This window comes from Streptomyces buecherae (assembly GCF_014295035.1).
GTDB lineage: Bacteria > Actinomycetota > Actinomycetes > Streptomycetales > Streptomycetaceae > Streptomyces > Streptomyces youssoufiensis.
In genome coordinates this window covers 540,389-560,888 of the sequence record NZ_CP060404.1, presented here as the reverse complement: position 1 = coordinate 560,888, position 20,500 = coordinate 540,389, and the positions used below count along the sequence as shown (strand labels likewise).

General features: G+C 73.0%; 21 protein-coding genes. 10 read left to right on the top strand and 11 right to left on the bottom strand.

The window, feature by feature from the left end:
• Positions 1–85 precede the first annotated feature (85 nt).
• The 4 genes from H7H31_RS01915 to H7H31_RS01900 form a co-directional block, all read right to left on the bottom strand.
• Positions 86–826 (bottom strand): class I SAM-dependent DNA methyltransferase, encoded by a 741-nt coding sequence (locus tag H7H31_RS01915; protein ID WP_187061389.1) that lies wholly within the window; start codon positions 824–826, stop codon positions 86–88.
• Between the two features lie 174 nt (positions 827–1,000).
• Positions 1,001–2,089, bottom strand: coding sequence for a phosphotransferase (locus H7H31_RS01910; protein ID WP_187061388.1), 1,089 nt, complete (start codon positions 2,087–2,089; stop codon positions 1,001–1,003).
• Positions 2,090–2,308: 219 nt separating this feature from the next.
• Positions 2,309–3,028 carry a leucine-rich repeat domain-containing protein gene (locus tag H7H31_RS01905; protein ID WP_187061387.1) on the bottom strand — a complete coding sequence of 240 codons (720 nt, stop codon included), beginning with the start codon at positions 3,026–3,028 and terminating at the stop codon, positions 2,309–2,311.
• Positions 3,029–3,166: 138 nt separating this feature from the next.
• Positions 3,167–5,167 (bottom strand): ABC transporter ATP-binding protein, encoded by a 2,001-nt coding sequence (locus H7H31_RS01900; RefSeq protein ID WP_232109640.1) that lies wholly within the window; start codon positions 5,165–5,167, stop codon positions 3,167–3,169.
• A 543-nt stretch (positions 5,168–5,710) separates the two neighbouring features.
• Here H7H31_RS01900 and H7H31_RS01895 point away from each other — a divergent pair.
• The 3 genes from H7H31_RS01895 (at position 5,711) to H7H31_RS01885 (ending at position 8,362) form a co-directional block, all read left to right on the top strand.
• On the top strand, positions 5,711–6,424 hold the full coding sequence (locus tag H7H31_RS01895) for a polysaccharide deacetylase family protein (RefSeq protein WP_187060208.1): 714 nt from the start codon (positions 5,711–5,713) through the stop codon (positions 6,422–6,424).
• A 170-nt stretch (positions 6,425–6,594) separates the two neighbouring features.
• Positions 6,595–7,425: an alpha/beta fold hydrolase gene (locus tag H7H31_RS01890; protein ID WP_187060207.1), complete on the top strand. Its 831-nt coding sequence runs from the start codon at positions 6,595–6,597 to the stop codon at positions 7,423–7,425.
• A 4-nt stretch (positions 7,426–7,429) separates the two neighbouring features.
• Positions 7,430–8,362 (top strand): FAD-dependent oxidoreductase, encoded by a 933-nt coding sequence (locus tag H7H31_RS01885; protein WP_187060206.1) that lies wholly within the window; start codon positions 7,430–7,432, stop codon positions 8,360–8,362.
• 30 nt (positions 8,363–8,392) lie between these two features.
• Here the strand turns inward: H7H31_RS01885 and H7H31_RS01880 are convergent, their stop codons facing one another.
• The 3 genes from H7H31_RS01880 to H7H31_RS01870 all read right to left on the bottom strand — a co-directional run bounded on the left by H7H31_RS01880 (position 8,393) and on the right by H7H31_RS01870 (position 10,122).
• The gene (locus H7H31_RS01880; protein ID WP_187060205.1) at positions 8,393–8,941 is read right to left on the bottom strand and encodes a YciI family protein; all 549 of its coding nucleotides are present in this window, start codon (positions 8,939–8,941) and stop codon (positions 8,393–8,395) included.
• Between the two features lie 171 nt (positions 8,942–9,112).
• Positions 9,113–9,436: an AzlD domain-containing protein gene (locus H7H31_RS01875; RefSeq protein WP_187060204.1), complete on the bottom strand. Its 324-nt coding sequence runs from the start codon at positions 9,434–9,436 to the stop codon at positions 9,113–9,115.
• Positions 9,436–10,122: an AzlC family ABC transporter permease gene (locus H7H31_RS01870; protein WP_187060203.1), complete on the bottom strand. Its 687-nt coding sequence runs from the start codon at positions 10,120–10,122 to the stop codon at positions 9,436–9,438. Before H7H31_RS01870 ends, H7H31_RS01875 begins: the two co-directional genes overlap by 1 nt.
• A 51-nt stretch (positions 10,123–10,173) precedes the next feature.
• On the opposite strand from H7H31_RS01870, the gene H7H31_RS01865 reads away from it, so the two are divergent.
• From H7H31_RS01865 to H7H31_RS01845, 5 genes are all read left to right on the top strand, one after another.
• Complete coding sequence (locus tag H7H31_RS01865; RefSeq protein ID WP_372456061.1) at positions 10,174–10,782, top strand: helix-turn-helix domain-containing protein; 609 nt, start codon at positions 10,174–10,176, stop codon at positions 10,780–10,782.
• Positions 10,783–11,327: 545 nt separating this feature from the next.
• Complete coding sequence (locus H7H31_RS01860) at positions 11,328–12,083, top strand: (5-formylfuran-3-yl)methyl phosphate synthase (RefSeq protein WP_187062521.1); 756 nt, start codon at positions 11,328–11,330, stop codon at positions 12,081–12,083.
• Between the two features lie 2 nt (positions 12,084–12,085).
• Positions 12,086–13,501 carry an aldehyde dehydrogenase family protein gene (locus tag H7H31_RS01855; protein ID WP_187062520.1) on the top strand — a complete coding sequence of 472 codons (1,416 nt, stop codon included), beginning with the start codon at positions 12,086–12,088 and terminating at the stop codon, positions 13,499–13,501.
• On the top strand, positions 13,498–14,601 hold the full coding sequence (locus tag H7H31_RS01850) for an NAD(P)-dependent alcohol dehydrogenase (RefSeq protein WP_187062519.1): 1,104 nt from the start codon (positions 13,498–13,500) through the stop codon (positions 14,599–14,601). Before H7H31_RS01855 ends, H7H31_RS01850 begins: the two co-directional genes overlap by 4 nt.
• A 100-nt stretch (positions 14,602–14,701) precedes the next feature.
• The gene (locus tag H7H31_RS01845; protein ID WP_187062518.1) at positions 14,702–15,610 is read left to right on the top strand and encodes a class I SAM-dependent methyltransferase; all 909 of its coding nucleotides are present in this window, start codon (positions 14,702–14,704) and stop codon (positions 15,608–15,610) included.
• Here the strand turns inward: H7H31_RS01845 and H7H31_RS34885 are convergent.
• Positions 15,519–16,034, bottom strand: a complete 516-nt coding sequence (locus tag H7H31_RS34885; protein ID WP_372456060.1) for a protein kinase domain-containing protein — start codon at positions 16,032–16,034, stop codon at positions 15,519–15,521. The genes H7H31_RS01845 and H7H31_RS34885 overlap by 92 nt on opposite strands.
• Before the next feature lie 619 nt (positions 16,035–16,653).
• On the opposite strand from H7H31_RS34885, the gene H7H31_RS01835 reads away from it, so the two are divergent.
• On the top strand, positions 16,654–16,887 hold the full coding sequence (locus tag H7H31_RS01835) for a DUF397 domain-containing protein (RefSeq protein ID WP_187062516.1): 234 nt from the start codon (positions 16,654–16,656) through the stop codon (positions 16,885–16,887).
• A 156-nt stretch (positions 16,888–17,043) separates the two neighbouring features.
• Positions 17,044–17,952: a helix-turn-helix domain-containing protein gene (locus tag H7H31_RS01830; protein ID WP_187062515.1), complete on the top strand. Its 909-nt coding sequence runs from the start codon at positions 17,044–17,046 to the stop codon at positions 17,950–17,952.
• Positions 17,953–17,997: 45 nt separating this feature from the next.
• Here the strand turns inward: H7H31_RS01830 and H7H31_RS01825 are convergent, their stop codons facing one another.
• From H7H31_RS01825 to H7H31_RS01815, 3 genes are all read right to left on the bottom strand, one after another.
• On the bottom strand, positions 17,998–18,816 hold the full coding sequence (locus tag H7H31_RS01825; protein ID WP_187062514.1) for an SAM-dependent methyltransferase: 819 nt from the start codon (positions 18,814–18,816) through the stop codon (positions 17,998–18,000).
• 150 nt (positions 18,817–18,966) lie between these two features.
• A complete protein-coding gene (locus H7H31_RS01820) occupies positions 18,967–19,383 on the bottom strand; it encodes a sigma-70 region 4 domain-containing protein (RefSeq protein WP_187062513.1) in 417 nt (138 codons plus the stop codon).
• Positions 19,380–20,045: a hypothetical protein gene (locus tag H7H31_RS01815; RefSeq protein ID WP_187062512.1), complete on the bottom strand. Its 666-nt coding sequence runs from the start codon at positions 20,043–20,045 to the stop codon at positions 19,380–19,382. Before H7H31_RS01815 ends, H7H31_RS01820 begins: the two co-directional genes overlap by 4 nt.
• Between the last annotated feature and the right edge of the window lie 455 nt (positions 20,046–20,500).

Below are 20,500 nucleotides of genomic sequence, written 5' to 3'. Positions count from 1 at the left end.
CGGGCCCTCCCGCTCGCGGACAGTGGCGGTCGCCAGCCGCAAGCACCATCGCCCGCCGCACCCGCCGCCCGCCCCTCGCCGGCCGTCACGAACCCGGCTGTTCCCAGACCGAGACGTGCTGCTCGCTCTCGCTGGTGAACGGCGCCCGTGACCAGTCCTCCCAGCGGTCCCGCAGCCGTAGGCCGGCGAGCTGCGCCATCAGGTCGAGTTCGGCCGGCCACACATAGCGGAACGGGATGGACCGGTGTCGGGCCTGCCCGTCCGTCACGGTGACGTGGTGCGAACTCATGGCCTGCGTGGCGATGTCGTAGGTGTCGAAGCCCCACTGGGACGCACCGATGTGGAAGGGCACCGCATCCTGGCCCGGGGGCAGTCGGCGCAGCTCCGGCACGCCGACCTCGACCACGAAGCAGCCGCCGGGCGCGAGGTGGGCGGCGGCGTTGCGGAAGCAGGCCACTTGGGCTTCCTGCGTCGTCAGGTTGTTGATGGTGTTGAAGACGAGGTAGACCACCGCGAAACTGCCTGGCACGCGGGTGCTGGCGAAGTCGCCGATGCGCACGTCGATGGCGTCGCCACCGGGCTTGGCAGCGAGCCGGGACGCCATGGCACGGGACATGTCGATGCCCTGTACCGGCACCCCGCGCCGGGCGAGCGGCAGCGCGATCCGACCGGTCCCCACGCCGAATTCGAGCGCCCGGCCACCACCGGCGAGCCCGGCCAGCACGTCGACCGCGGGGTCCACCACCTCCGGCTGGAATCGCTCCGCGGTCGATGCGTCATAGGTAGCCGCCACGTCTTCACCGAAGTATCCGTCCGCTTCCCTCATGGGCGGAACGCTAGCCCTCGTGCTCCCGCCGACGCGCGCCAATTTCCGTTCCCTTCCCGTGCGTTGACCGGTCGGATGTCCGCCGCGTCGCGACCTTCCCCTCCCGGTCACGGCCGCGGCGACGGTCTTCGTGCGATCGCGGCCGTCGCGCGGGACCGGGTGTGGTCACCGGCGCTACGGGACGTCCCAGGCGTCCCAGTCGTCGATGGCCGCCAGGCAGCGTTCGACGATCGGGAGCCGGGCGGGCCACTCGCGGCCCCGCTGCTGGATGGCCATGACGTGCAGGGCCAGGGGGGTGGCGAGGTTCCACGGCAGCGCGGCGCGCACGTCGTGCCGGCAGCGGTCGAGGTCGTAGCCGGTGACGCCGCGCGCGAGGAGTGCCCGGTGGTACTCCCGCACGAGGTCGGCCTCGATCGTTCGCCGCAGTCGCGGGGTCAGGCTGGTGGCCAGGAAGCGGGCCACGTCCAGCGGGCCGCAGCCGTGCTGGGCGAACTGGAAGTCGATGAACCGGACGCCCCGGGGTCGGTCACCCGCGCCGAACGCGATGTTCTGGCTGTGGAAGTCGCCGTGTACCAGGGTGCGGGGCGCCGCGGCCAGCCGGGTGGCCAACCGGTCGAAGCCGGCCAGCAGCCGCTGCGGCGCGTCGCCCAGCACCGGGGGCCAGGCGCCGGTGTGGGAGCCCAGCCAGCGCGCGCAGAATGTGGTGACCGCGGCGTCCCCGGGCACGGTGATCTCCCGGGCGCCGGCCGGCAGGTCGCGGCCCCACCACGCGGCGTGCAGCGCGGCCAGCTTGCGCACCGCGGCCAGGGCCTGCTCGGCCGAGCAGCCGTCGATCTGCCGGACGAAGCCCTGGTGGCCCAGGTCTTCGAGGAGCAGCCAGCACGGTCCGCCGCCCGCCTCGCCTCCGCTGCCCAGCACCTGGGGAACGACCGGTTCGGACAGTCGGGGAGCGAGGTGACGGTAGAACTCCGCTTCCACCTCGGCGAGTCGCGGGCCGTCGGCGAAGGCGGCGGAGGCGGTCTTCAGCACCAGCGACGGGGGCCCCGGCGGCCCGTCCGGCGCGTACTCGAGCCGCAGCCGTACGACCGCTCCCACCAGGCCGGAGCCACCCACCGGCGTCGCCCGCGCCGCCACGACCCGGCCGCCGTCGGGCAATCTGCCCGCGCGCCGCAGGAGTTCGGTCAGGCCGGCCACGTCGTCGGCGAGGGAACTGGCGGGCGACTCGGACAGGAAGCGGACGTCGTGCGTCACGGAACTGCTCACCTCCACGTTCGTATGCGACAGAGTTCGTACAAGACGGAAGCAGACCCGCGCGGCGTGGCGCGAGGGTTCTGCGGAGGCGGGCGGCGGGAAAGGCCGCGCGCGGGCGGGCTGGCGCGGACGGGAGCGGCGGCGACTGGTCGTGGTGCGCGGCGGGGAGCGGCCGGCGGGGTACGTCGCCGATGGCGGTGTCGCCGCGAGGGGGCCCGTGCGTACGGGCGCTCAGGTCAGGACGACGCATCCGCGGTGCTCCAACGCGGCCAGCAGGGGGTGGGCCGGGTCCACCTCGTTCCACCGCAGGTCCAGCTTCTCCAGCGCGGGCATCCGGGAGAGCCAGTCCGGCAGGTGACGCAGGCGGTTGCTCCGCAGGTCGAGCTGGCGGAGCCGGGGCAGGGCGGCCACGGCCGAGGGCAGCGCGGACAGGGCGTTCTCGCGCAGCTCCAGGTGGCGCAGCTCGCGCAGGTCGGCCACGGACGGGGGCAGGTGCGTGATCGCGTTGCCGCGGAGCCAGAGCTCGCGCAGGGCGCGGAGGCCGCCGATCTCCTCGGGCAGCGTGCTGAACCGGTTGTGCTGGGCGCGGAGTTCGACCAGGCCGGCCATGCGGCCGAGGGCCGCCGGCAGGGCGGTGAGGGCGTTCTCTCCCACGTTCAGGTAGCGCAGCCGCGTCAGGTTGCCGAGCGCGTCCGGGAGCCGGGTGAGCCGGTTGTCGTGCAGGTACAGGCAGCCGTTGAGCCCGGTGAGCTGACCCAGCGCGTCGGGCACCGAGGCGAGCGCGTTGTGGCCGAGGTCCAGGGTGGTCAACCGGCGCAGCGCGCCGATCGCCGCCGGGAGGTCCGTGAGCCCGTTGTCCGCGAGGATCAGCACGTTCAGCTCGGCCCGCCGCCAGACGTCATCGGGCACCGTGCCGAGCCCGTGCCGCCACAGGTTCAGGGTGTTCACCACGGTCGGCCCCCTTCGCGCGTGCGTAGCGCCTCGATTCTCGCCCGTGGCACGCGCTCCGGCGACCACGTTTCGCGCTCCACCGCGGTGGGCCCGCGCCCCGCGCCCCGGTCGGTGCGTCGCCGGGGCGCCCACGCGGGGTCAGCCCGCCGCGTCGGGGTGGGGCGCGCCGGCCCGGCGGGCGGTGGGCAGGTCGTGCGGTGGCGTGGGCGGGTGCCCGTACTGGGCTGCCTGGCGTTGGAACATGTGCTGGTACAGGCCCCCGGGCCGGGCCATGAGCTGGTCGTGGGTGCCGTCCTCGGCGACGCGCCCGGCGTCGAGGACGTAGATGTGGTCGGCGGTGGTGGTCGCGGCGAGCCGGTGGGTGATCAGCACCACGGCCGTGCCGTCGTCGGCGAGCTGACGCAACCGCTCGAAGGCTTCGATCTCGGCGTGCGGATCGAGCGCCGAGGTCGGCTCGTCGACCAACAGGAACGGCGCGTCCCGGTAGCGGCTGCGCGCGGTGGCGAGCTTCTGCCACTGACCGCCCGAGAGCTGTACGCCGCGCTCGTACCCCTTGAAGACGATCGAGTCCCACCCGTGCGCCAGGCCCTCGACCAGCGAGTCCACGTCGGCCGCCCGGGCCGCGGACCTGACCTCCGCCATGTCGCGGGCGCGGTCGCCGGCGCCGACGGCGACGTTCGCCGCCGCGGTCATCTGCCACTGCGGGAAGTCCTGCGCCAACAGGCCGACGGAGCGGAAGACCTGCGCCCGGTCGGCGTCGCGTAGCTCGACCCGTTCCCCGTCGACGCCCTCCCACCACACGGCGCCCTCCGTGGGCAGCACGAGCCCCGCGAGGATCTTGGCCAGCGTGGACTTGCCCGAGCCGTTCATCCCCACCAACGCGGTCACCTCTCCCGGCCGCACCCGCAGGCTCACGTCCGTGAGCGCGGGCTCGGCGGCGCCCGGGTAGGTGAACGACACCTTCTCCACCCGCACCGCCCGCACCGGCGACGGCAGCGGCGCGCCCGTGCGCGGGATGGCGTGCTCGGCCGCCAACCGCGTGGCCTCCTCGGTGTCGCTGAACTGCAACATCTCCTCGTACATGCGGTTGACCTGGCGCACCAGCGAGGTGAGCCCGGCGGTCGAGTTGCGGATGGCGACCACCGCGGTGCCTCCCACGGCCAGCGGCAGGCCGCCGCTGGTCAGCAGCCACCACAACATCCCGTAACAGCCCAGCGACGCCAGGCCGGAGAAGGCCCCCGCGACCAACTCGGTGTGTGCCTGTGCCCGGGCCAGCCGCCGCTGCTCGGTCTCCATCAGCCGCGACATCTCCTCGTAGCCGCGCAGCAGGAGCGTGCCGGCCTCGTGCGCCCTGATCTCACCCGCGGCGTGCGGCATCGTCAGGTACTGCAACAGCGTGGCCACCGCGCGCCGGTGGTCGACCCAGTGCCGTCGCGAGAGGTACTCGCGGCGCGCCGTACGGACCGCCCCCCAGCCCCTGGGGACGGCGATCGCCAGCAGCATCGGCAGCAGCGCCCAGTGCAGCGAGGCCAGCACGGCGGCCGAGGCCACCATGCTGATCAGGACGCCCGTGATGCCCACCGACAGGCCGAGCATGCGGCGCGCCGAGTCCGTGCCGAACTTGCCTGCCTCCAGATGTCGTTGGATCTCCGGTTGCTCGGTCGCCGCCACCTCCACGCGCGTGACGGCCCGGTAGTACTGGGTGGACACGGTCCGCTCGATCTGTGGTTCGAGGCGGCCGGACATGGCGGTCGACCAGGCCGCCAGCAGCGCCGTGCCGACCGACACCACCGCCAACACGATGAGCGCGGGCAACGACTGCCGCAGCTTGTCGGGGGTGGGGCCGTCCGCGAACAGGTGGGTGAGGACCCCGTTGACCGCCACCAACCCCGTGGCGCCCGTGACGCCCTGCCCCACCTGGGCCACCACGAGCCCGACCAACGCCCGCCGGTCCGCGGCCCAGCCGGCCCGCAGCACCACGGCCATCATGCGCGGCAGCGCCGAGGCCATCTGGCCGAACCCGGTGCGCGCGAGCGCGCCCTCGTGCTCGACGTACGCGTGGTTCCAGCGCAACCGGCCGCCGAACAGCTCCTGTTCCGCCGCCGAGACCCCGCCCGCGGACTCCCGCTTCCGCTTCAACCCCGCCACCCCCGGCCCCCGTCGGCCCCGGTGCTCGGGGTGCGTCCGGACGCACGGCCGCGCCCCCGTGCGCTGGCCGCCGTGTCCCGGCCCCGTTCGGCGCGGAGTACGGCGGCGCACGCGGGCCAGGGTGGCGGGGTGGTCGGTCGGAGGCGCGCGCCGGCGACGGCGGCGGCTGGCACGAGGGACGGTGCGGCGTACACGGTGGCCTCCGGATGAGGGTTCGAGAAGTACGGGCGCTCTGGCAACGTCGGCCGACGCGGGTGCGTAACGGGCCGGCCACAGGCTGGCCGCCCGCGAGCGCTTCCCGCAAGGCGGCCGAGGCCGCGTGCGCCGCGTGGGTGGGGGAGGAGCCCTGTCTCACGTAACTTGCTCGAAGGCTGCGGTAGTTGGCTTGTTTGGGGGGCGGCGCGTGCACGGGCGGTGGTGCCACGGTCGCCGACCTCGCCGCGGGGGGTGGGCTGCCGGGGCGGCGCACGGGGGGCGACCCGTGGGGGCGGCGTTCCATTGACAGTGCTGTGGTCTGAACCAATCATGTGGGGCATGTCGAGAATCCGTGGAACGCTCGCCGCGCTCGCGGCCCTGCTGTTGCCCCTGGGGATGGCCGCTCCGGCGGCCGACGCCGCCGGGGGCGCGGTGGCAGCGCCCGTACCCGCGCCCGTGTACACCCACGTCGACACCGAGGACCCGGTCCTGTTCATCACGATCGACGACGGCTGGGGCACGGAATCCGCGGCCGGCGCCCGGAAGGTGCTGATCGACCGGCGGGTCCCCGCCTCGCTCTTCCTGCTGCCCGGCGCCTACCAGCGGGACATGGACTACTACCGCACCCTGCTCGCCCACAGCCCCGCCCGCGTCGAGAACCACACCGTCAGCCACCGCGACATGACCACGCTGAGCGCGGCCGAGCAGCGGGCGGAGATCTGTGGCGCCCGTGACCAGCAGCTGTCCGCCTTCGGCGACAGCCCACAGTTGTTCCGCCCGGCCGGCGGCCAGGACCACCAGTGGCCGTACTACAACGACGACACCCGCACCGCCGCCACCGCCTGCGGGGCCAAGGCCGTGGTGACCTGGACCCACGACCTCACGACCTGGGGCTCCTGGACGCCACCCATACCCGAGCTGGACCGTGGGGACATCGTGCTGCTGCACATGGGCCCGCAACTGGAAGGCGACCTCAAGCGTGTGCTCGCGGCGGCGGACGCGGCCGGCCTCAGACCGGCGAAGCTGCGCGAGTACGCGCACGCCGCGCGCTGAGCCGCGCGGACGCGCTCTCCGGGCAGTCGGCCGGAGCATCGGGCGGCCGGCCGTAGCACCGGGCAGCCGGCCCGGCCCGGTGAGACCGACCCGGCCCGGCGCGAGCCGCGGGCGGCACCACGCCCGTGGTGGGTTGTGGCCACCCGGTGACGGGTGACAGGGTCCGTGGCATGCCCACCTTCCCCGCACCCGACGGAGTCCAACTCGCCTACCGCGCGATCGGGGACGGCGAGCCGCTCGTCTGCCTCCCCGGAGGTCCCACAGCCGCGCGCTACCTCGGCGATCTGGGTGGCCTCTCCCAGCACTGTCAGCTCATCATGGTGGACCCGCGCGGCACCGGTGGGTCCGCGCTGCCCGAGGACGTCTCGTCCTACCGCTGCGACCGCCTGGTCGATGACGTCGAGGCGCTACGCGAACACCTCGGACTCCCGCGCGTCGACCTGCTGAGCCACTCCGCCGGTACGAACATCGCGACGCAGTACGTGGCTCGGTATCCCCAGCACGTCGACAGGCTCGTGTTGGTCGGGCCCAGCCCGCGCGCCGTGGGGTTGGCGATCACGGCGGAGACGCGACGCGAGGTGGCGCGGCTTCGCGCGCACGAACCGTGGTTTCCGGCAGCGTTCGCCGCCCTGGAGGCGATCACCGATGGCACCGGCAGCGACTGGGAGGCGATCGCTCCCTTCTTCTGGGGTCGCTGGGACGCCGCGGCGCGGCGACACCACGCGGCCAGCCAGCCCACGAACGAGGAAGCCGTCGCCCACTTCGCCGCCGACGGCGCCTTCCAACCGGATTCCACCCGCGCGGCGCTCGCCGACTGCCCGGTCCCGGTTCTGCTGGTCGCCGGGGAGTTCGACCTGAACAGCCCGCCGTGCTCGGCGGCCGAGTTCGCGGCACTGTTTCCCGACGCCAGGCTCGTGGTGCAGCCGGGCGCTGGCCACTACCCCTGGCTCGACGACGCCGACCGGTTCGTGTCGAGCACCGCGGCGTTCCTGAAGGAGTAACGACATGACCAGCACGCCGCCCCGCACGGGGACGACCGGTACGAGCGCCACCGACCTGGTCATCGTCGGTGGCGGGCCGGCCGGTTGCGCCGCCGCGCGGATGGCGGCCAGCGTGGGGCTGTGCTCGGTCCTCGTCGAACCGGACGCCGTGTGCGGCACCCTCCACCGCATTGCCGTGCTGAACAACGTCCCCGGCGGTCACACCAGCGGCCCAGCGCTGGCTGACTCGCTGGCCGCGGAATTGCGCGCCACCGCCTCCTGCCGCGTCGAACTCGGCCGACGGGTCACCCACCTGCGTGCCGACGACGACCAGGTCACCGTGGTGTTGGACTCCGGCGCCCGGCTTTCGGCCCCGCACGCCGTCGTCGCCACCGGCGTCGGCCCGCAGCAGCCGCGCGACGTCACCTGGCTCACGGCACCCGCTGACCTGCGGCTGCCGCCGCTGTGGACGGTCGACGCCGCCGACGCCGAGGGGCGCACCCTGCTCGTCCTGGGCGGCGACCGCCCCATCGGCACGTTCCTGCGGGCCCACCCGAGGGTGGGCACCCGCCTGCTCGTGGCGTACCCGGCGAGCGACGACTACAAGGTCGAGGAGATCGGCGACGACCCCCGCGTCACCCTCCTCCCGGTACGTCACCTCACCCTGCCACCTGTCGCGGGGGGCGCGCCGGTGGCCCAGGTGGTGGATCGCGATGGCCGGCACCACACCGTCCCGGCGGACGCCGCGTTCCTCAGCATCGGCAGCACCCCCACCGCGCCCCTCGGTGACCTGGTGCGCGACGCGAGTGGCTACTGCCCGCCCGACGCCCAACACCCCCGCGTCAGCATCGCCGGCGACCTGCGCTCGGCTCGCTACCAGCGCGTCGCCACCGCCATCGGCTCCGGCAGTGAGGCGGCCCTGCGCGCCTACTACGCGGCGCGAGACCTGTCGGCCTAGCACCGCGTGGCCCCGCGACGCTCCGGTTGGTCAGCGCCTGCCGCCGCACTGCCACTCGTGGACCTCGATGTGACCGTGGTGGCCCGGGGCGAGGGTGGCGCGCGCGGCGGCCGGGTCCGGCGCCTGGACCAGCGCCGCCGTACCCAGCCAGGTGGTGCCGTCGTCGGAGAGCAGTGGCCCGTAGGCGATCAGCTCGTCGGCGTTCGGGAGAGGGGTGGCGTCGATGCTCTGTCCGGTGCCGAGGCCGAGGACCAGGTACCGATCGCCTCCGACCAGGCCGCCGGGGAAGTCCCACATGGTGCGTCCCAGCAGGTTCCGCCAGCGGCGTAGCAGTACGTCCTGGTACACGCCGGCCTGGTAGCCGGGCTCGTCGAAGGCGAACGCGCGGGCGGCGGCCGGATCCGGCAGGTCGACTACGTGCACGCTGCCGGTGGGCGTGTCACCGTCGTCGGCGAAGGTCGGGCCGCGCGCGATCATCTCCTTCGCGTACCGGTCCATGTATGACCAGTGCTCTTCCAGCAGTTCCTCGCGCAGTGGCAGCGAACCGGGCCGGTCACGGTGATAGCAGAAGAACTCCATGCCGCAGTCTCTCCCGTACGGTTCCCCCTGTCAGCCGCCCATCGCCGCGGTTGTCGGACAGGCGGATGGCCGCGATGTCCTCCTCGCGTGGCACGGGTGTCCGGGGCAGCGGCTTGCCTCCATACGCACCGGCCCAATAGGCGGTGCGCCAGAGTTGAGCGCGCCGTTGGGTCACGGCACGGACAGCAGGCGGAGCACCGCCGTGACGGCCGCGGCGGCGATCACCACCACCAGGAACGGTGCCTTCCGACAGGCCAGCACGCCGCCCACCACCACGCCCATCGGCCGGGCGACCCCACCGACGTGCTGGCCGGTCGCCAGCGTGGCGGTCACCACGAGCGAACCCAGCAACACCATCGCCGACGTGTTCAGCAGGTGCTCGGCCCGTGGCGGGAAGGTCAGGCGGGAGCGCAGCACCGGACCGGTGAAGCGGAAGACGAACGTGCCGGCGGCCAGGGTTAGGAGCGCCACCAGCACCGTGGGGGAGTAGGGCACTACAGCGCCTCCTGGGGCCCCTTGGGGGCCGGGTTGAGGAACACGGCGAACAGGGCCAGCAGCACGGGCAGGCCAGCCGGCAGGAAGGGCGTCGTGGCCAGCGCGATCGCCGCCCCGGCCAGCACCGCCCCGCGCATCGCGCGCTCGCGCAGGGCCGGCAACATCAGCGCCAGGATGATCGCGGGGAACATCGCGTCGAGCCCGAGCGCCTCGGTGTCGTGGATGAGGTTCCCGGCCAGCGCCCCGAGCATCGCCCCGGCCGGCCAACAGATCAGCATGCCGAGGCCGCACACCCAGTAGGCGCCGCGCTGGCGCGGAACGTCGGGCTGGGCCAGGGCCAGCACCACGCTCTCGTCGTTCATCAGGTGCGAGGCCACGATCCGCCGCCACCCGGGCTGGATCACCTGGGGCGGGATCGCCAACCCGTACGGCAGGTGTCTGGCGTTGGCCAGCAACGCCACCAGGGTCGCGGCCACGGGGCTGCCGCCCGCCGCGATCATCCCGACGAACAGGAACTCCGACGACGCGGCGAGCACCAGCACGGCGGCGACGGCCGGGAACCACAGCGGGAAGCCCTCGGTGACGCAGACCGCGCCGTAGGAGACGCCGATGGCGCCCACCGCGAGGCAGGCCAACACGATGGCGCGCAGGAGGTCCCGATCGAGGGTTCGCCAAATCGATCGCATGTTGAATATGATGAACACTCGGAATTGCCCGGTCAACCTCGACGGATGCCCATGTCGCCAGCAGATCCCCCCGCCCCGCCGCCGCAGGACGCCCCGCCGCCCGCCTCGGGCCCGGTGCCCCTGATGGCGACCATCGCCCCGGCCCTGCGTCAGGAGCGTCGCCGCGCCGGCCTCTCGCTCAGTGAGGTGGCCCGCCGGGCCGGGCTGTCCAAGTCCACGCTCTCCCTGCTGGAGTCCGGGACCGGCAACCCCAGCCTGGAGACGCTGTGGTCCATCTGCGTCACGCTCGGCATCCCCTTCTCCCGGCTGCTCGACCTGCCCACGCCCCGGGTACGGGTGGTCCGCGCCGGTCAGGGACCGGTCTTCGCCGCCGAACACGCCGACTACCGGGCCACGTTGCTGGCGGTCGGCCCGCCGGGAGCCCGCCGCGACCTCTACACCATCACCGCCGAACCCGGCAGCCAGCGCACCTCCAGCCCACACACGCCCGGCGTGGTCGAGCACGTGGTGCTCAGCACCGGCCGGGCGCTCGTCGGCGTGGCCGCGGAGCCCGTCGAACTACACCCCGGCGACTACATCGCGTACCCCGCCGACGTGCCGCACATCTTCCGCGCGCTGGAGCCCGGCACCACCGCGGTGCTGGTCTCCGAGACCGTCTGAGACCCGGGCCGGCTCGCCGTGCCCCTGCCCGGCCCGCCGCGCCCCCGCCCCGCCCGGCGGCGCCGGCCGCATCCCCCGGTCGCCCGGCGCACGGCGATCAGGCCGTGCGGACCCACGTACCCGCGAACGCACCTGCCCGCGGTCTCGCGCCCCCGTCGACTCGCGCACCCCACACCACCGGCGCGCGGGCGGCGCCGCGCGTCGTCGCGGGGGCTGGTCGCCTCACGGTTGGCCGAAGGTGACGTGGGTTGTCTCCGTCATGCCGCCGATCCTGCCAACCGCCACTGACAACGCTGTTGTAGCGCCGGGGGGTTCGGGTGCCGGAGGCACGGTGGCTGGCCTCCCGAGCGGTGTGGGCGTGGCCGGATTGTGGGGGCGTACGGGAGTGCGCTGGAGGGCGTGGGCGGTGGGGGCGGTGCTTTCTTTGGTCTTCGTGCGCCCTGCCGGTGGAGCGGAATCCTGAGAAGGATGCGCGGTGCGCCGGTGTCGTACATGGCCTTGCTCGCCCACTTTTGGTGGGTGGGCCTGTGTGGAGGGGGTTCAGGTTGTTACTTCTGATTTCGCCGGACAGCGTCGAGGAAGCCCAGGACTGTGCGGAGGCGGCGGAACACCTCGACATCGTCGACGTGAAGAAGCCCGACGAGGGCTCGCTCGGGGCGAACTTCCCCTGGGTCATCAGGGCGATCCGCGACGTGGTCCCGGCGGGCAAGCCCGTGTCGGCCACCGTGGGTGACGTGCCGTACAAGCCCGGCACGGTGGCTCAGGCGGCGCTCGGCGCCGTGGTCTCCGGAGCCACGTACATCAAGGTCGGCCTCTACGGATGCACCACGCCCGAGCAGGCCATCGAGGTCATGCGGGGGGTCGTCCGGGCGGTCAAGGACCACCGGCCCGACGCGTTGGTCGTCGCCTCGGGCTATGCCGACGCCCACCGGATCGGCTGCGTCAACCCGCTCGCGCTGCCCGACATCGCCCGGCGCTCGGGCGCCGACGCGGCCATGCTCGACACCGCGGTGAAGGACGGGACGGGACTGTTCGACCACGTCACGCCCGACGGCTGCGCGCACTTCGTGCGACTGGCCCACGAGGCCCACCTGCTCGCGGCGCTGGCCGGCAGCGTCAAGGTGGGCGACATCGGCCCCCTCACCCGCATGGGCACGGACATCGTGGGGGTGCGCGGGGCGGTGTGCGAGGGGGGTGACCGGAACGCCGGCCGGATTCGACCGCACCTGGTGGCCGCCTTCCGGGCCGAGATGCGCCGGCACGCCCTGGAGCACGCGGCTGCCACCGCGGCCACGAGCTGAGGGTGGGTACGCCGAGAACCGCGGCCCGCCGCGGTCCCCGACCCCGGGGCGAGCACTTCGCCGTCCTCGACCCGGCGACGGGCGAAGCCTTCGCCGAGGCGCCCGACCAGCGGCCGGAGGAGTTGGACGCCGTGGTGGCCCGCGCCCACGAGGCGTGGCGTGGCTGGCGGACCGACGCCACCGCCCGTACCGCCGCGTTGCGTGCGGCGGCCGACGCCGTGCAGCGCGCCGGTGACGATCTCGCGCCGCTGCTCACCCGCGAACAGGGCAAGCCCCTGGCGGAGTCGTACGCGGAGGTCGCCCGGGTGGCGGCCCGGCTCCGGTACTTCGCGGAGCTGGTCCCCGAGCCCCAACCGATCACCGACGGGCGGCCGGTGCGCAGCGAGGTGCGCTGGCGGTCGCTCGGGCCCGTCGCGGGGATCGTGCCGTGGAACTTCCCGCTGCAACTCGCCTCGGCGAAGTTCGCGCCCGCGCTCGTGGCCGGCAACACGGTGGTGCTCAAGCCGTCTCCGTACACCCCACTGGCCACCCGGGCACTGGGGTCCGTGCTGGCCGGCGTGCTCCCGCGTGACGTGTTGACCGTGGTCACCGGCCGCGAACCGCTCGGTGCCCGCCTCGCGGCCCATCCGGGGATCGCCCACGTCACGTTCACCGGCTCGGTCGCCACCGGGCGGGTCGTGGCACGGGGCGCCGCGGCCTCGCTCGCCCGGGTCACCCTGGAGCTGGGCGGCAACGACGCCGCCATCCTGCTGGACGACGTGGAGGTGGAGCGCGTCGCGGACCGGTTGTTCTGGGCGGCGTTCCGCAACTGCGGGCAGGTCTGCATGGCGGTCAAGCGCGTCTACGCCCCGGCCCGGCTCTACTCCCAGGTGGTCGAGGCCCTCGCGCACCGGGCGCGGAACACGGTCGTCGGCGCCGGCCTCGACCCCGACACGCGGATGGGCCCGGTCAACAACGCCACCCAACTGGACCGGGTCGAGCGCTACACGACCACGGCCCTGACCGCCGGCGCCCGAGCCGCGGCCGGCGGCCAGCGGCTGGCACGATCCGGACACTTCTTCGCCCCGACGATCCTGGCCGACGTCCCACCGGACAGCCCGGTGGTGACCGAAGAACAGTTCGGCCCGGTCCTCCCGGTGCTGCCGTACACCAGCCTCGACGAGGCCATCGCGGCGGCCAACGGCACCGACTACGGGTTGGGTGGCTCCGTGTGGGGGACCGACCTGGACCGGGCCGAGGCGGTGGCCGACCGGTTGGAGTGCGGGACGGCGTGGGTCAACCACCACGGCGAACTCTCCCTGGCCCAACCCTTCGCGGGCACCAAGGAGAGCGGCGTGGGTGTCCCGGGCGGGCCGTGGGGGCTGTACGGGAACCTCAGACCCTTCGTCATCCACCGCCCGACGGAGGCGACGGGTTGAGGTTCGACGCCGCGGTACTGCGCTCGTACGAGAGTCCGTTCGCCGTCGAGGAGGTGGTCCTGAACGCGGGCCCGGCCAGGGACGAGGTCCTGGTCGAGATCGCGGGATGTGGGATGTGCCGGACCGATCTGGCGGTCCGGCGGTCGGCCGGCCGCTCGCCGCTGCCGGCGGTGCTCGGCCACGAGGGGGCCGGGACCGTGGTGGAGACGGGCGGCGCGGAGACCGGCCTGAGCGTCGGCGACCACGTGGTGCTGAGCTTCGACTCCTGCGGGCGGTGCCGAAGTTGCCGGGCGGCGGCCCCCGCCTACTGCGACTCCTTCGCCTCGCTGAACCTCTTCGGCGGGCGCACGGAGCACGCCACGCGGTTCACCGACGCGACCGGAACCGTGCTGGCCCCTCGCTGGTTCGGCCAGTCCTCGTTCGCGCGGTACGCGGTGGTCGCGGCCCGCAACGCCGTCCGGGTGGACCCCTCGCTGCCCATCGAACTGCTCGGCCCGCTCGGCTGCGGCTTCCTGACCGGCGCCGGAGCGGTCTTCCACTCCTTCGGCCTCTCGCCCGGCGACACCCTCGCGGTCTTCGGCGCGGGAGCGGTGGGCCTGGCGGCGGTGATGGCGGCCACCTCCGCCGGGGCGGTCTCCGTAGCCGTGGACCGACACCCCGAACGGCTGGCGCTCGCCGAACGGCTCGGCGCGCTCCCGCTGCACGCGGCGTCGGCGGACCTGCCCGCCCAGATCCGGCGGTCAACCGGGGGCGGCGCGCAGTACGCACTGGACACCACGGGCGACGCCCGACTGATCAACGACGCGCTGCGCGCCCTGCGGCCGACCGGCCACCTCGGCCTGGTGGCGCGGCTCCACGACACGCTGCCGCTGGGGCCGGGGACGCTGGACCGTGGCCGGAGGATCTCCCACATCTGCGAGGGGGACGCGGTACCGGCGCTGCTGATCCCGCGGCTGACCGCGCTCTGGCAGGCCGGCCGGTTCCCCTTCGACCAGCTCATCCGGACCTACCCGCTGGCCGACGTCAACGAGGCCGAGGCGGACTGCGACGCGGGCCGCGTGGTCAAGCCCGTCCTGATCCCGAACAGGGGGGAGCGGTGAGCGGGGGAGACCTCCCCCACCTCCGTGACCACCCACCACCGGGCGGTCGTCGGCCTGCCCGCTGCTGTTCCTGGTCTCTATCCGCGCCAAGGGAGGACACATGGTGGACACGGCACAACGAAACGCGGACGTGGAAGGCGTGGACGGGGGCGTCGGGCTGACCGCCCTGCTGGTCGCCGCCGCGCGGGCCATCGAGACACACCGCCCCGACAGCCTGGCGCGGGACGTGTACGCCGAACACTTCGTCCTCGCCGCGCCGGCCTCCGCCCGCTGGCCGGTGCGCAGGGAGCAGGTCCCGGCCGGGGACAAGGACCCGCTGTGGGGGCGGTTCGCGCGCTACTTCGGCCTGCGGACGCGCGTCCTGGACGACTTCCTCCTCCGTTCGGCGCACGCGGGGGGCGCCCGCCAGGTGGTGCTGCTCGGGGCCGGGTTGGACACGCGGGCGTTCCGACTCGGTTGGCCGGCGGGGTGCGTGGTCTTCGAGATCGACCGGGAAGGGGTCCTGGAGTTCAAGCACCGAGTACTGGGAGGGCTGTCGGCAACGCCGAAGGCGAGACGCGTGCCGATCCCCCTCGACCTGCGCGCCGACTGGGTCGGCGCGCTCATCGACGCCGGCTTCGACCCGGCCGCACCCACCGTCTGGCTGGCCGAGGGGCTGCTCTTCTACCTGCCGAGCGAGGTGGAGACCTCTCTGATCGGCGCGATGGACCGGCTGAGCCCGGCGGGAAGCGCGCTGGCCTTCGAGGTGAAGCTGGAGCGGGACCTGTGGGCGTACCGCGACAGCCCGCTCTACGCGTCGACACGGCAGCAGATCGGCATCGACCTCCTCACGTTGTTCGACGACCAGCCACGCCCCGACTCCGTGGGCGATCTCGCGGGGAGGGGGTGGTCCACCACCGTGCGTACCCCCTTCGACTTCACCCGCGAACACGGACGCGGCCCACTGCCCGAGCCGAACGACGCGCTGGAGGGCAACCGTTGGGTGTTCGCGCGCAAGCCCTCACCCTGACGTCACCGGGGCGGCGGCTCCCGGGCGAGCCCCGAGCGATGGGCTCGCCGAGACCTCCCACCACCCCCAACCCGCCGTTCGTCGCCCCGCTCGCCGTGGTGCGGGGGCGGCGTTCGGTGACCTGGCCCCTGACGTTGCCGGTCAGCGACGCGTTGCCGTAGTCGTCGCGGACCCGTTCGGGGGCCATGTAATCGGATGCGCCGATGAGGGTGCCGGTGCTGGTCATCCCGGTCAGCCTCGCCATCCCGAAGTCCGTGAGGACCGGGCTGCGACCCTCGCGCCTCGCCACGTTGGCCGGCTTGAGGTCGCGGCGCACGATGCCCGCCGTATGTGCGGCGGCCAGCCCCGGGAGCGGCCCCGGCTCAACCGTGCGGCCTCGACGGGGTGAGGGGGAGCGGTCAAGCCGGTCCGCGCGTGAGTCCACCCGGCACCCACCCCGTGACCGGCCACGGGAAGCCGCCCTCCCGACCGGTGACGACGGGGAAGACGGTCGCCACGTGCGGACGCCGCGACCGCGCCAGGGCCCTGGCCTCGCGCACCACGCGCTCCCGCGGGACCGCCGCGCCGCGGTTCGCGTCCTCGGCGTACCGGGGATCGGGCGGACGCACCTCCTTGAGCGCCACCTTCCGGCGCGGCTCCGTGTCCCGCGCTTGCCAGACGAGCCAGACGAGCCAGACGCGCCCCGCCCCCGCTGTCGAGCCGTTCCAGCAGCGCGAATCGACCGTCGATGATCCACGTCGCCGTGTCCTCGGTCGTCGTGGCGTCGGCGTACTGAGCCGCGGCCAACCGGTCCCGGGCTCGTGTCCACGCGCGCGAGAGCCACGTCCCGCACCGAGTCGTTCGGGAGCCGTGTCGCAGGCTGTGACGGAAGTGAATTCTGGTGATTCCCTGTGTGCTTCTTCGCGACACTTCATGCTCGGACGCTCCGGCTCGCTTTTGCATTCGGGTTATTGGCTCCTTGCATACGGGAAAGAAGTAGGAGGCCATATGCAAAGGGGTCGGATCTCCGTGTGCGAGATCCGGTCATGTGAGAGGGGTCGGGCATGGAATTCCGCAACGGCGTGGGTGCGGACGAGATCGCGGGCGTCGACTGGTTCAAGAGCAGCGCGAGCGAGGGCGTGGGCAACTGCGTCGAAGTTGCCGGACTCCCCGACGGGGGCGTGGCGATGCGCAATTCGCGTGACGCGTCCGGGCCGGCGCTGATTTTCACCGCGGCTGAGGTCCGGGCCTTCCTGGCCGGCGCGAAGGAGGGTGAGTTTGACGGCCTCTGTGGCTGAAGTCAACTAGCTGGAAGGGTAGTTCGGCGGACGTCTGGGCGGGATGCTGTAATACTGGCTTATCCCTGCTCATGACACCTGTTTGGGTCCTTGTGAGGAGCCTCCGTGTCCGCCGAATCACCTCATGAACCGCAGCCCATAGCCCCCGTTACGCCCTTGCGGCACTCCGCCGCGGCCGAGGGCCCGGACCGGCTGCTCGGCGCCGCGCTGCGGCAGCTACGGCAGGAGCGGGGGATGACGTTGGAGGAGGCCACGGACGCCCAGGAGATCAGCGCGTCCGTGGCCAAACTCAGCAGGTTGGAACGAGGCCAGTCACCGGTCAAGGAACGGGACCTGCGGGACCTGCTGCGGCACTATCGCGCTTCCACCGAACAGCAGGAGCACGTCGCCGGGTTGTTCCGAAAGATCCGTGAGGCGCACGGCCAGACCACTATCAGCGACCTCACCCCGAAGTGGCTGGAGCGGCTCATCCTGGTGGAGGAGAACGCCCGCTCCATCACGACCTTCGAGCGCAACGTCGTCCCCGGGTTGCTCCAGACCCCCGCGTACGCACGGGTCCTGGTCCGCAGCGAGTTGGAGGCGGAGAAGGCCGCCCACGACGAGGTGACGGTCAACTGGCATGTCCGGCAGCGACTCTGGCGCTGGGAAGCCTTCGAGCAGCGCACCGAAGGCGACCTCGAGGTCATCATCGGCGAGACGGCGCTGTGTCAGGTCGTCGGCGACTACGCGGTCATGCACGAGCAGATGAAGCGCCTGCGGGAGGTGGCCGGCGGCCCCCGGGTCATCCTCCGCGTCCACCCGTTCGTCGGGGGCAGCCTGCTGGCACCGCGCCAGCCGGTGACGCACCTGGTGTACGACGACGGCGGTCCCAGGGAACTGGTCTACTTCGAGACCATCGACAAGGCCGTGTACCTCACCTCGCAGGCACACGTGGAGGGGACGCGGGAGCGGCTGCTGCACGCCCGAGGCGGCGCCCTCACCCGTCGACAGAGCCAGAAGATGCTGGACGACTACGTCGAGAAGTACGCGGGACTGAGGGACGGGAGCGGCGCCGCCGAGGCGTAGCCGCCCACCGTTCCTCCGCGGGTCGGGGACCGTGCGCCAGGAGCGTCAGCGCACGATGCCGACGCCGCCCCACTCCTCCCAGTCCTGCGTGCGCTGGCGGGGCACGACGTCGGACACCGCGCGCCACCCGGTGACGTTCATCAGGCCGGGCTCCACGACGTCCAAGCCGAGGTGCTCGAAGTAGGAGACGACGTCCTCCTTGGTGCGTACCCGGCCCCAGGTGTCGTGGGTGGCCTCCCTCATCAGGTCGGTGACCCGGTCGCGGACGTCGGCGCGGTCGCTCACCAACTGGCAGATGACGAAGAGGGAACCCGGCACCAGTCGCTGCTTGACCTGGTCGAGCAGGGGCAGCACCTCGTGGTCCTTGATGCAGTGCAGCACCGACACGAACAGGGCCGCCGTCGGCTCGTCGGGCCGGATCAGCCGCTTGACGTCGGGGTGGGCGAAGGTGGACTCCACGTCCCGCATGTCGGCGCTGAGGACGGCCGTCCGGTCGTTGCGGTCGAGCTTGGACCGGCCGTGCGCGAGCACGATGGGGTCGCTGTCGATGTAGACGACCCGGCAGCTCGGGTCGACGCGCTGGGCGACCTCGTGGACGTTGTCCATGGTGGGCAGCCCGGACCCGTGGTCGATGAACTGCCGCATGCCGTGCTCCTCGGCGAGGTACCGCACCACGCGCCGGAGGAAGTCCCGGTTGTTGAGCGCCAGCGCCTGTGAGTCGGGAACGATCTCCAACAGGTCCGCGCACGCCACCCGGTCGGCCTCGTAGTGGTCGATGCCGCCGAGCAACCAGTCGTACATCCGCGCCACGCTGGGGGTGGCCGTGTCGATGGTGCGGAAATCGGGTTTTGCCCCGTCGCGCATACGTCCTCCGATAGCCAGTCGGCAGTGTCTCCGCACCGCAAGTGGCCATGATACAAGCAGAGTTGGAGTCCCGGCGGAGATCGCGGGGGAGCGAGCGGAGGTGCGGGGGGAAACCGGCGCGAAGCGGGGGCTATTCCGTGCACCCGGCGCTCAGCGGACGCGCCCGGCGCATTCCCGGTCGGCTCGGGCCAGGAGTACCCGGACGCAGGCGACGGAGACCCCCATGACACTGGCTATGTCCTCCACCGACATGCCCGCGTGCCGGTGGAGAAGGGCCGCGTCCTCGCACGCCCCCGCGAGCCATGGCTGGGACGCGGCCTCGTGGCCCGGGTAGCGGGTGACCGCGTGGCGCAGGTGGCGCCACGCGGCCTGTGGGGCGGAGGCGCTGCTCAGGGCCTGGGGCCAACAGCGGCGAATGTCGGCGAACGCCGCGTCCACCGCCGCCTGGGCCAGGGCCGGTGCGTCGAGGCGGGCCCGCGCGTAACGCAGGTAGGCGCGCGAGACCAGTTCCCGGAAGGCGAGGAAGTCCAGCGGGTCCCGCGCCGCGCGGGTCTGCCGCGCGGTCACGGCCTGGTCCAGGGGGTGGGACGCGTTCGGCGGGCCGGCAGCCCGGCGGCGGGGAAGGCGTCCCGCGTGTTGAGGAACTGGTAGTGCACCCGCTCCCAGGCCGGCCGAACCAACCCCGGGTGGGCGTCCAGGGCGCGCGCCAGCGAGGCGGTCGCCTCCCAGGCGGGCGCCCAACTCCCGGCCAGGGCGGCGCGTATGGCGTGGGCCGGCAGGCCGGTGGCGTCCGCCAGCGCGCCTGTCGTGGGCTCCCCGGCGGACCGGTGCAGGGTGGCGAGTACCCTGCCCAGGTTCTCGACGGCGTCCTCGACGGCCAAGCTCCCGGACTCGGCCGCCGGCCTGCTGGGCCTGCCGTCGTGCGCGGTGGTTAATCGGGCCGCCTCGATGACGAGCCTGCCCGCGATCGACACCAGGCGTTCCGACCCGGCGTCCGCCTCCGCCGCGTCCGCGAGTTCCGCCACGAGCAACCGGAGCCGCTCCGTCACGCTGGGCGGCGCGTCCAGGTCGTGCAGCAGGGCACGCTGCTTCGCACGCCGTCGCTGGCTCCGTCGCTGACAGGTGGTGCCGCAGTACGAGGAGGGGCGCCCGGGGCCGGTGTGCTGTGTGAACTCCGCGTCGCAGTAGGCACAACGGGGCGCCGAGGGCGGCGGGGTGGACGGGGGCACGCCGGGGGCTCCTTGGTCGTCGCGAGGTCGTCAGGCGATGGCTGGGATGGGAACGGAAGTGGCTGGCGGGGGAATTGGTTGGGACGGAACGGGTGCGTGGGGCGAACGTCGTGTTCCCCGGATGCCGAATCAATCCGCAAGTCGAACGGTTGGTGACCCTAGCGCTCGGCATCACGCCCGGGGCGCCACCGAATCCCAGGTCCCGGCCCCGCGTCATGCAAGCGAACTCGCCCGTTCCGGCATGGCGTCCGATGTCAACGCGGCGCCTCGCGGGCAACGATGTCGCGCGGTTGACCGCATGACAGAATGCGATCGTCTCGGGGCCCGCAATGGCTCAGGAGAGATTGCGAACGACCGATTTGCAGAACGTGTCCGGAACTTTTGCCGTATGAAAGCCCGGCTGCCGGACGATGTCGACCTGATGTCGGACGGACAGATCATCCGAACGGGTGAAT

Excerpts from the sequence above, each read along its gene's own strand:
- H7H31_RS01915 (WP_187061389.1), bottom strand. The coding sequence starts at position 826 with ATGAGGGAAGCGGACGGATACTTCGGTGAAGACGTGGCGGCTACCTAT.
- H7H31_RS01895 (WP_187060208.1), top strand. The coding sequence starts at position 5,711 with ATGTCGAGAATCCGTGGAACGCTCGCCGCGCTCGCGGCCCTGCTGTTG.
- H7H31_RS01890 (WP_187060207.1), top strand. The coding sequence starts at position 6,595 with ATGCCCACCTTCCCCGCACCCGACGGAGTCCAACTCGCCTACCGCGCG.
- H7H31_RS01885 (WP_187060206.1), top strand. The coding sequence starts at position 7,430 with ATGACCAGCACGCCGCCCCGCACGGGGACGACCGGTACGAGCGCCACC.
- H7H31_RS01880 (WP_187060205.1), bottom strand. The coding sequence starts at position 8,941 with ATGGAGTTCTTCTGCTATCACCGTGACCGGCCCGGTTCGCTGCCACTG.
- H7H31_RS01870 (WP_187060203.1), bottom strand. The coding sequence starts at position 10,122 with ATGCGATCGATTTGGCGAACCCTCGATCGGGACCTCCTGCGCGCCATC.
- H7H31_RS01865 (WP_372456061.1), top strand. The coding sequence starts at position 10,174 with ATGTCGCCAGCAGATCCCCCCGCCCCGCCGCCGCAGGACGCCCCGCCG.
- H7H31_RS01845 (WP_187062518.1), top strand. The coding sequence starts at position 14,702 with ATGGTGGACACGGCACAACGAAACGCGGACGTGGAAGGCGTGGACGGG.
- H7H31_RS01835 (WP_187062516.1), top strand. The coding sequence starts at position 16,654 with ATGGAATTCCGCAACGGCGTGGGTGCGGACGAGATCGCGGGCGTCGAC.
- H7H31_RS01825 (WP_187062514.1), bottom strand. The coding sequence starts at position 18,816 with ATGCGCGACGGGGCAAAACCCGATTTCCGCACCATCGACACGGCCACC.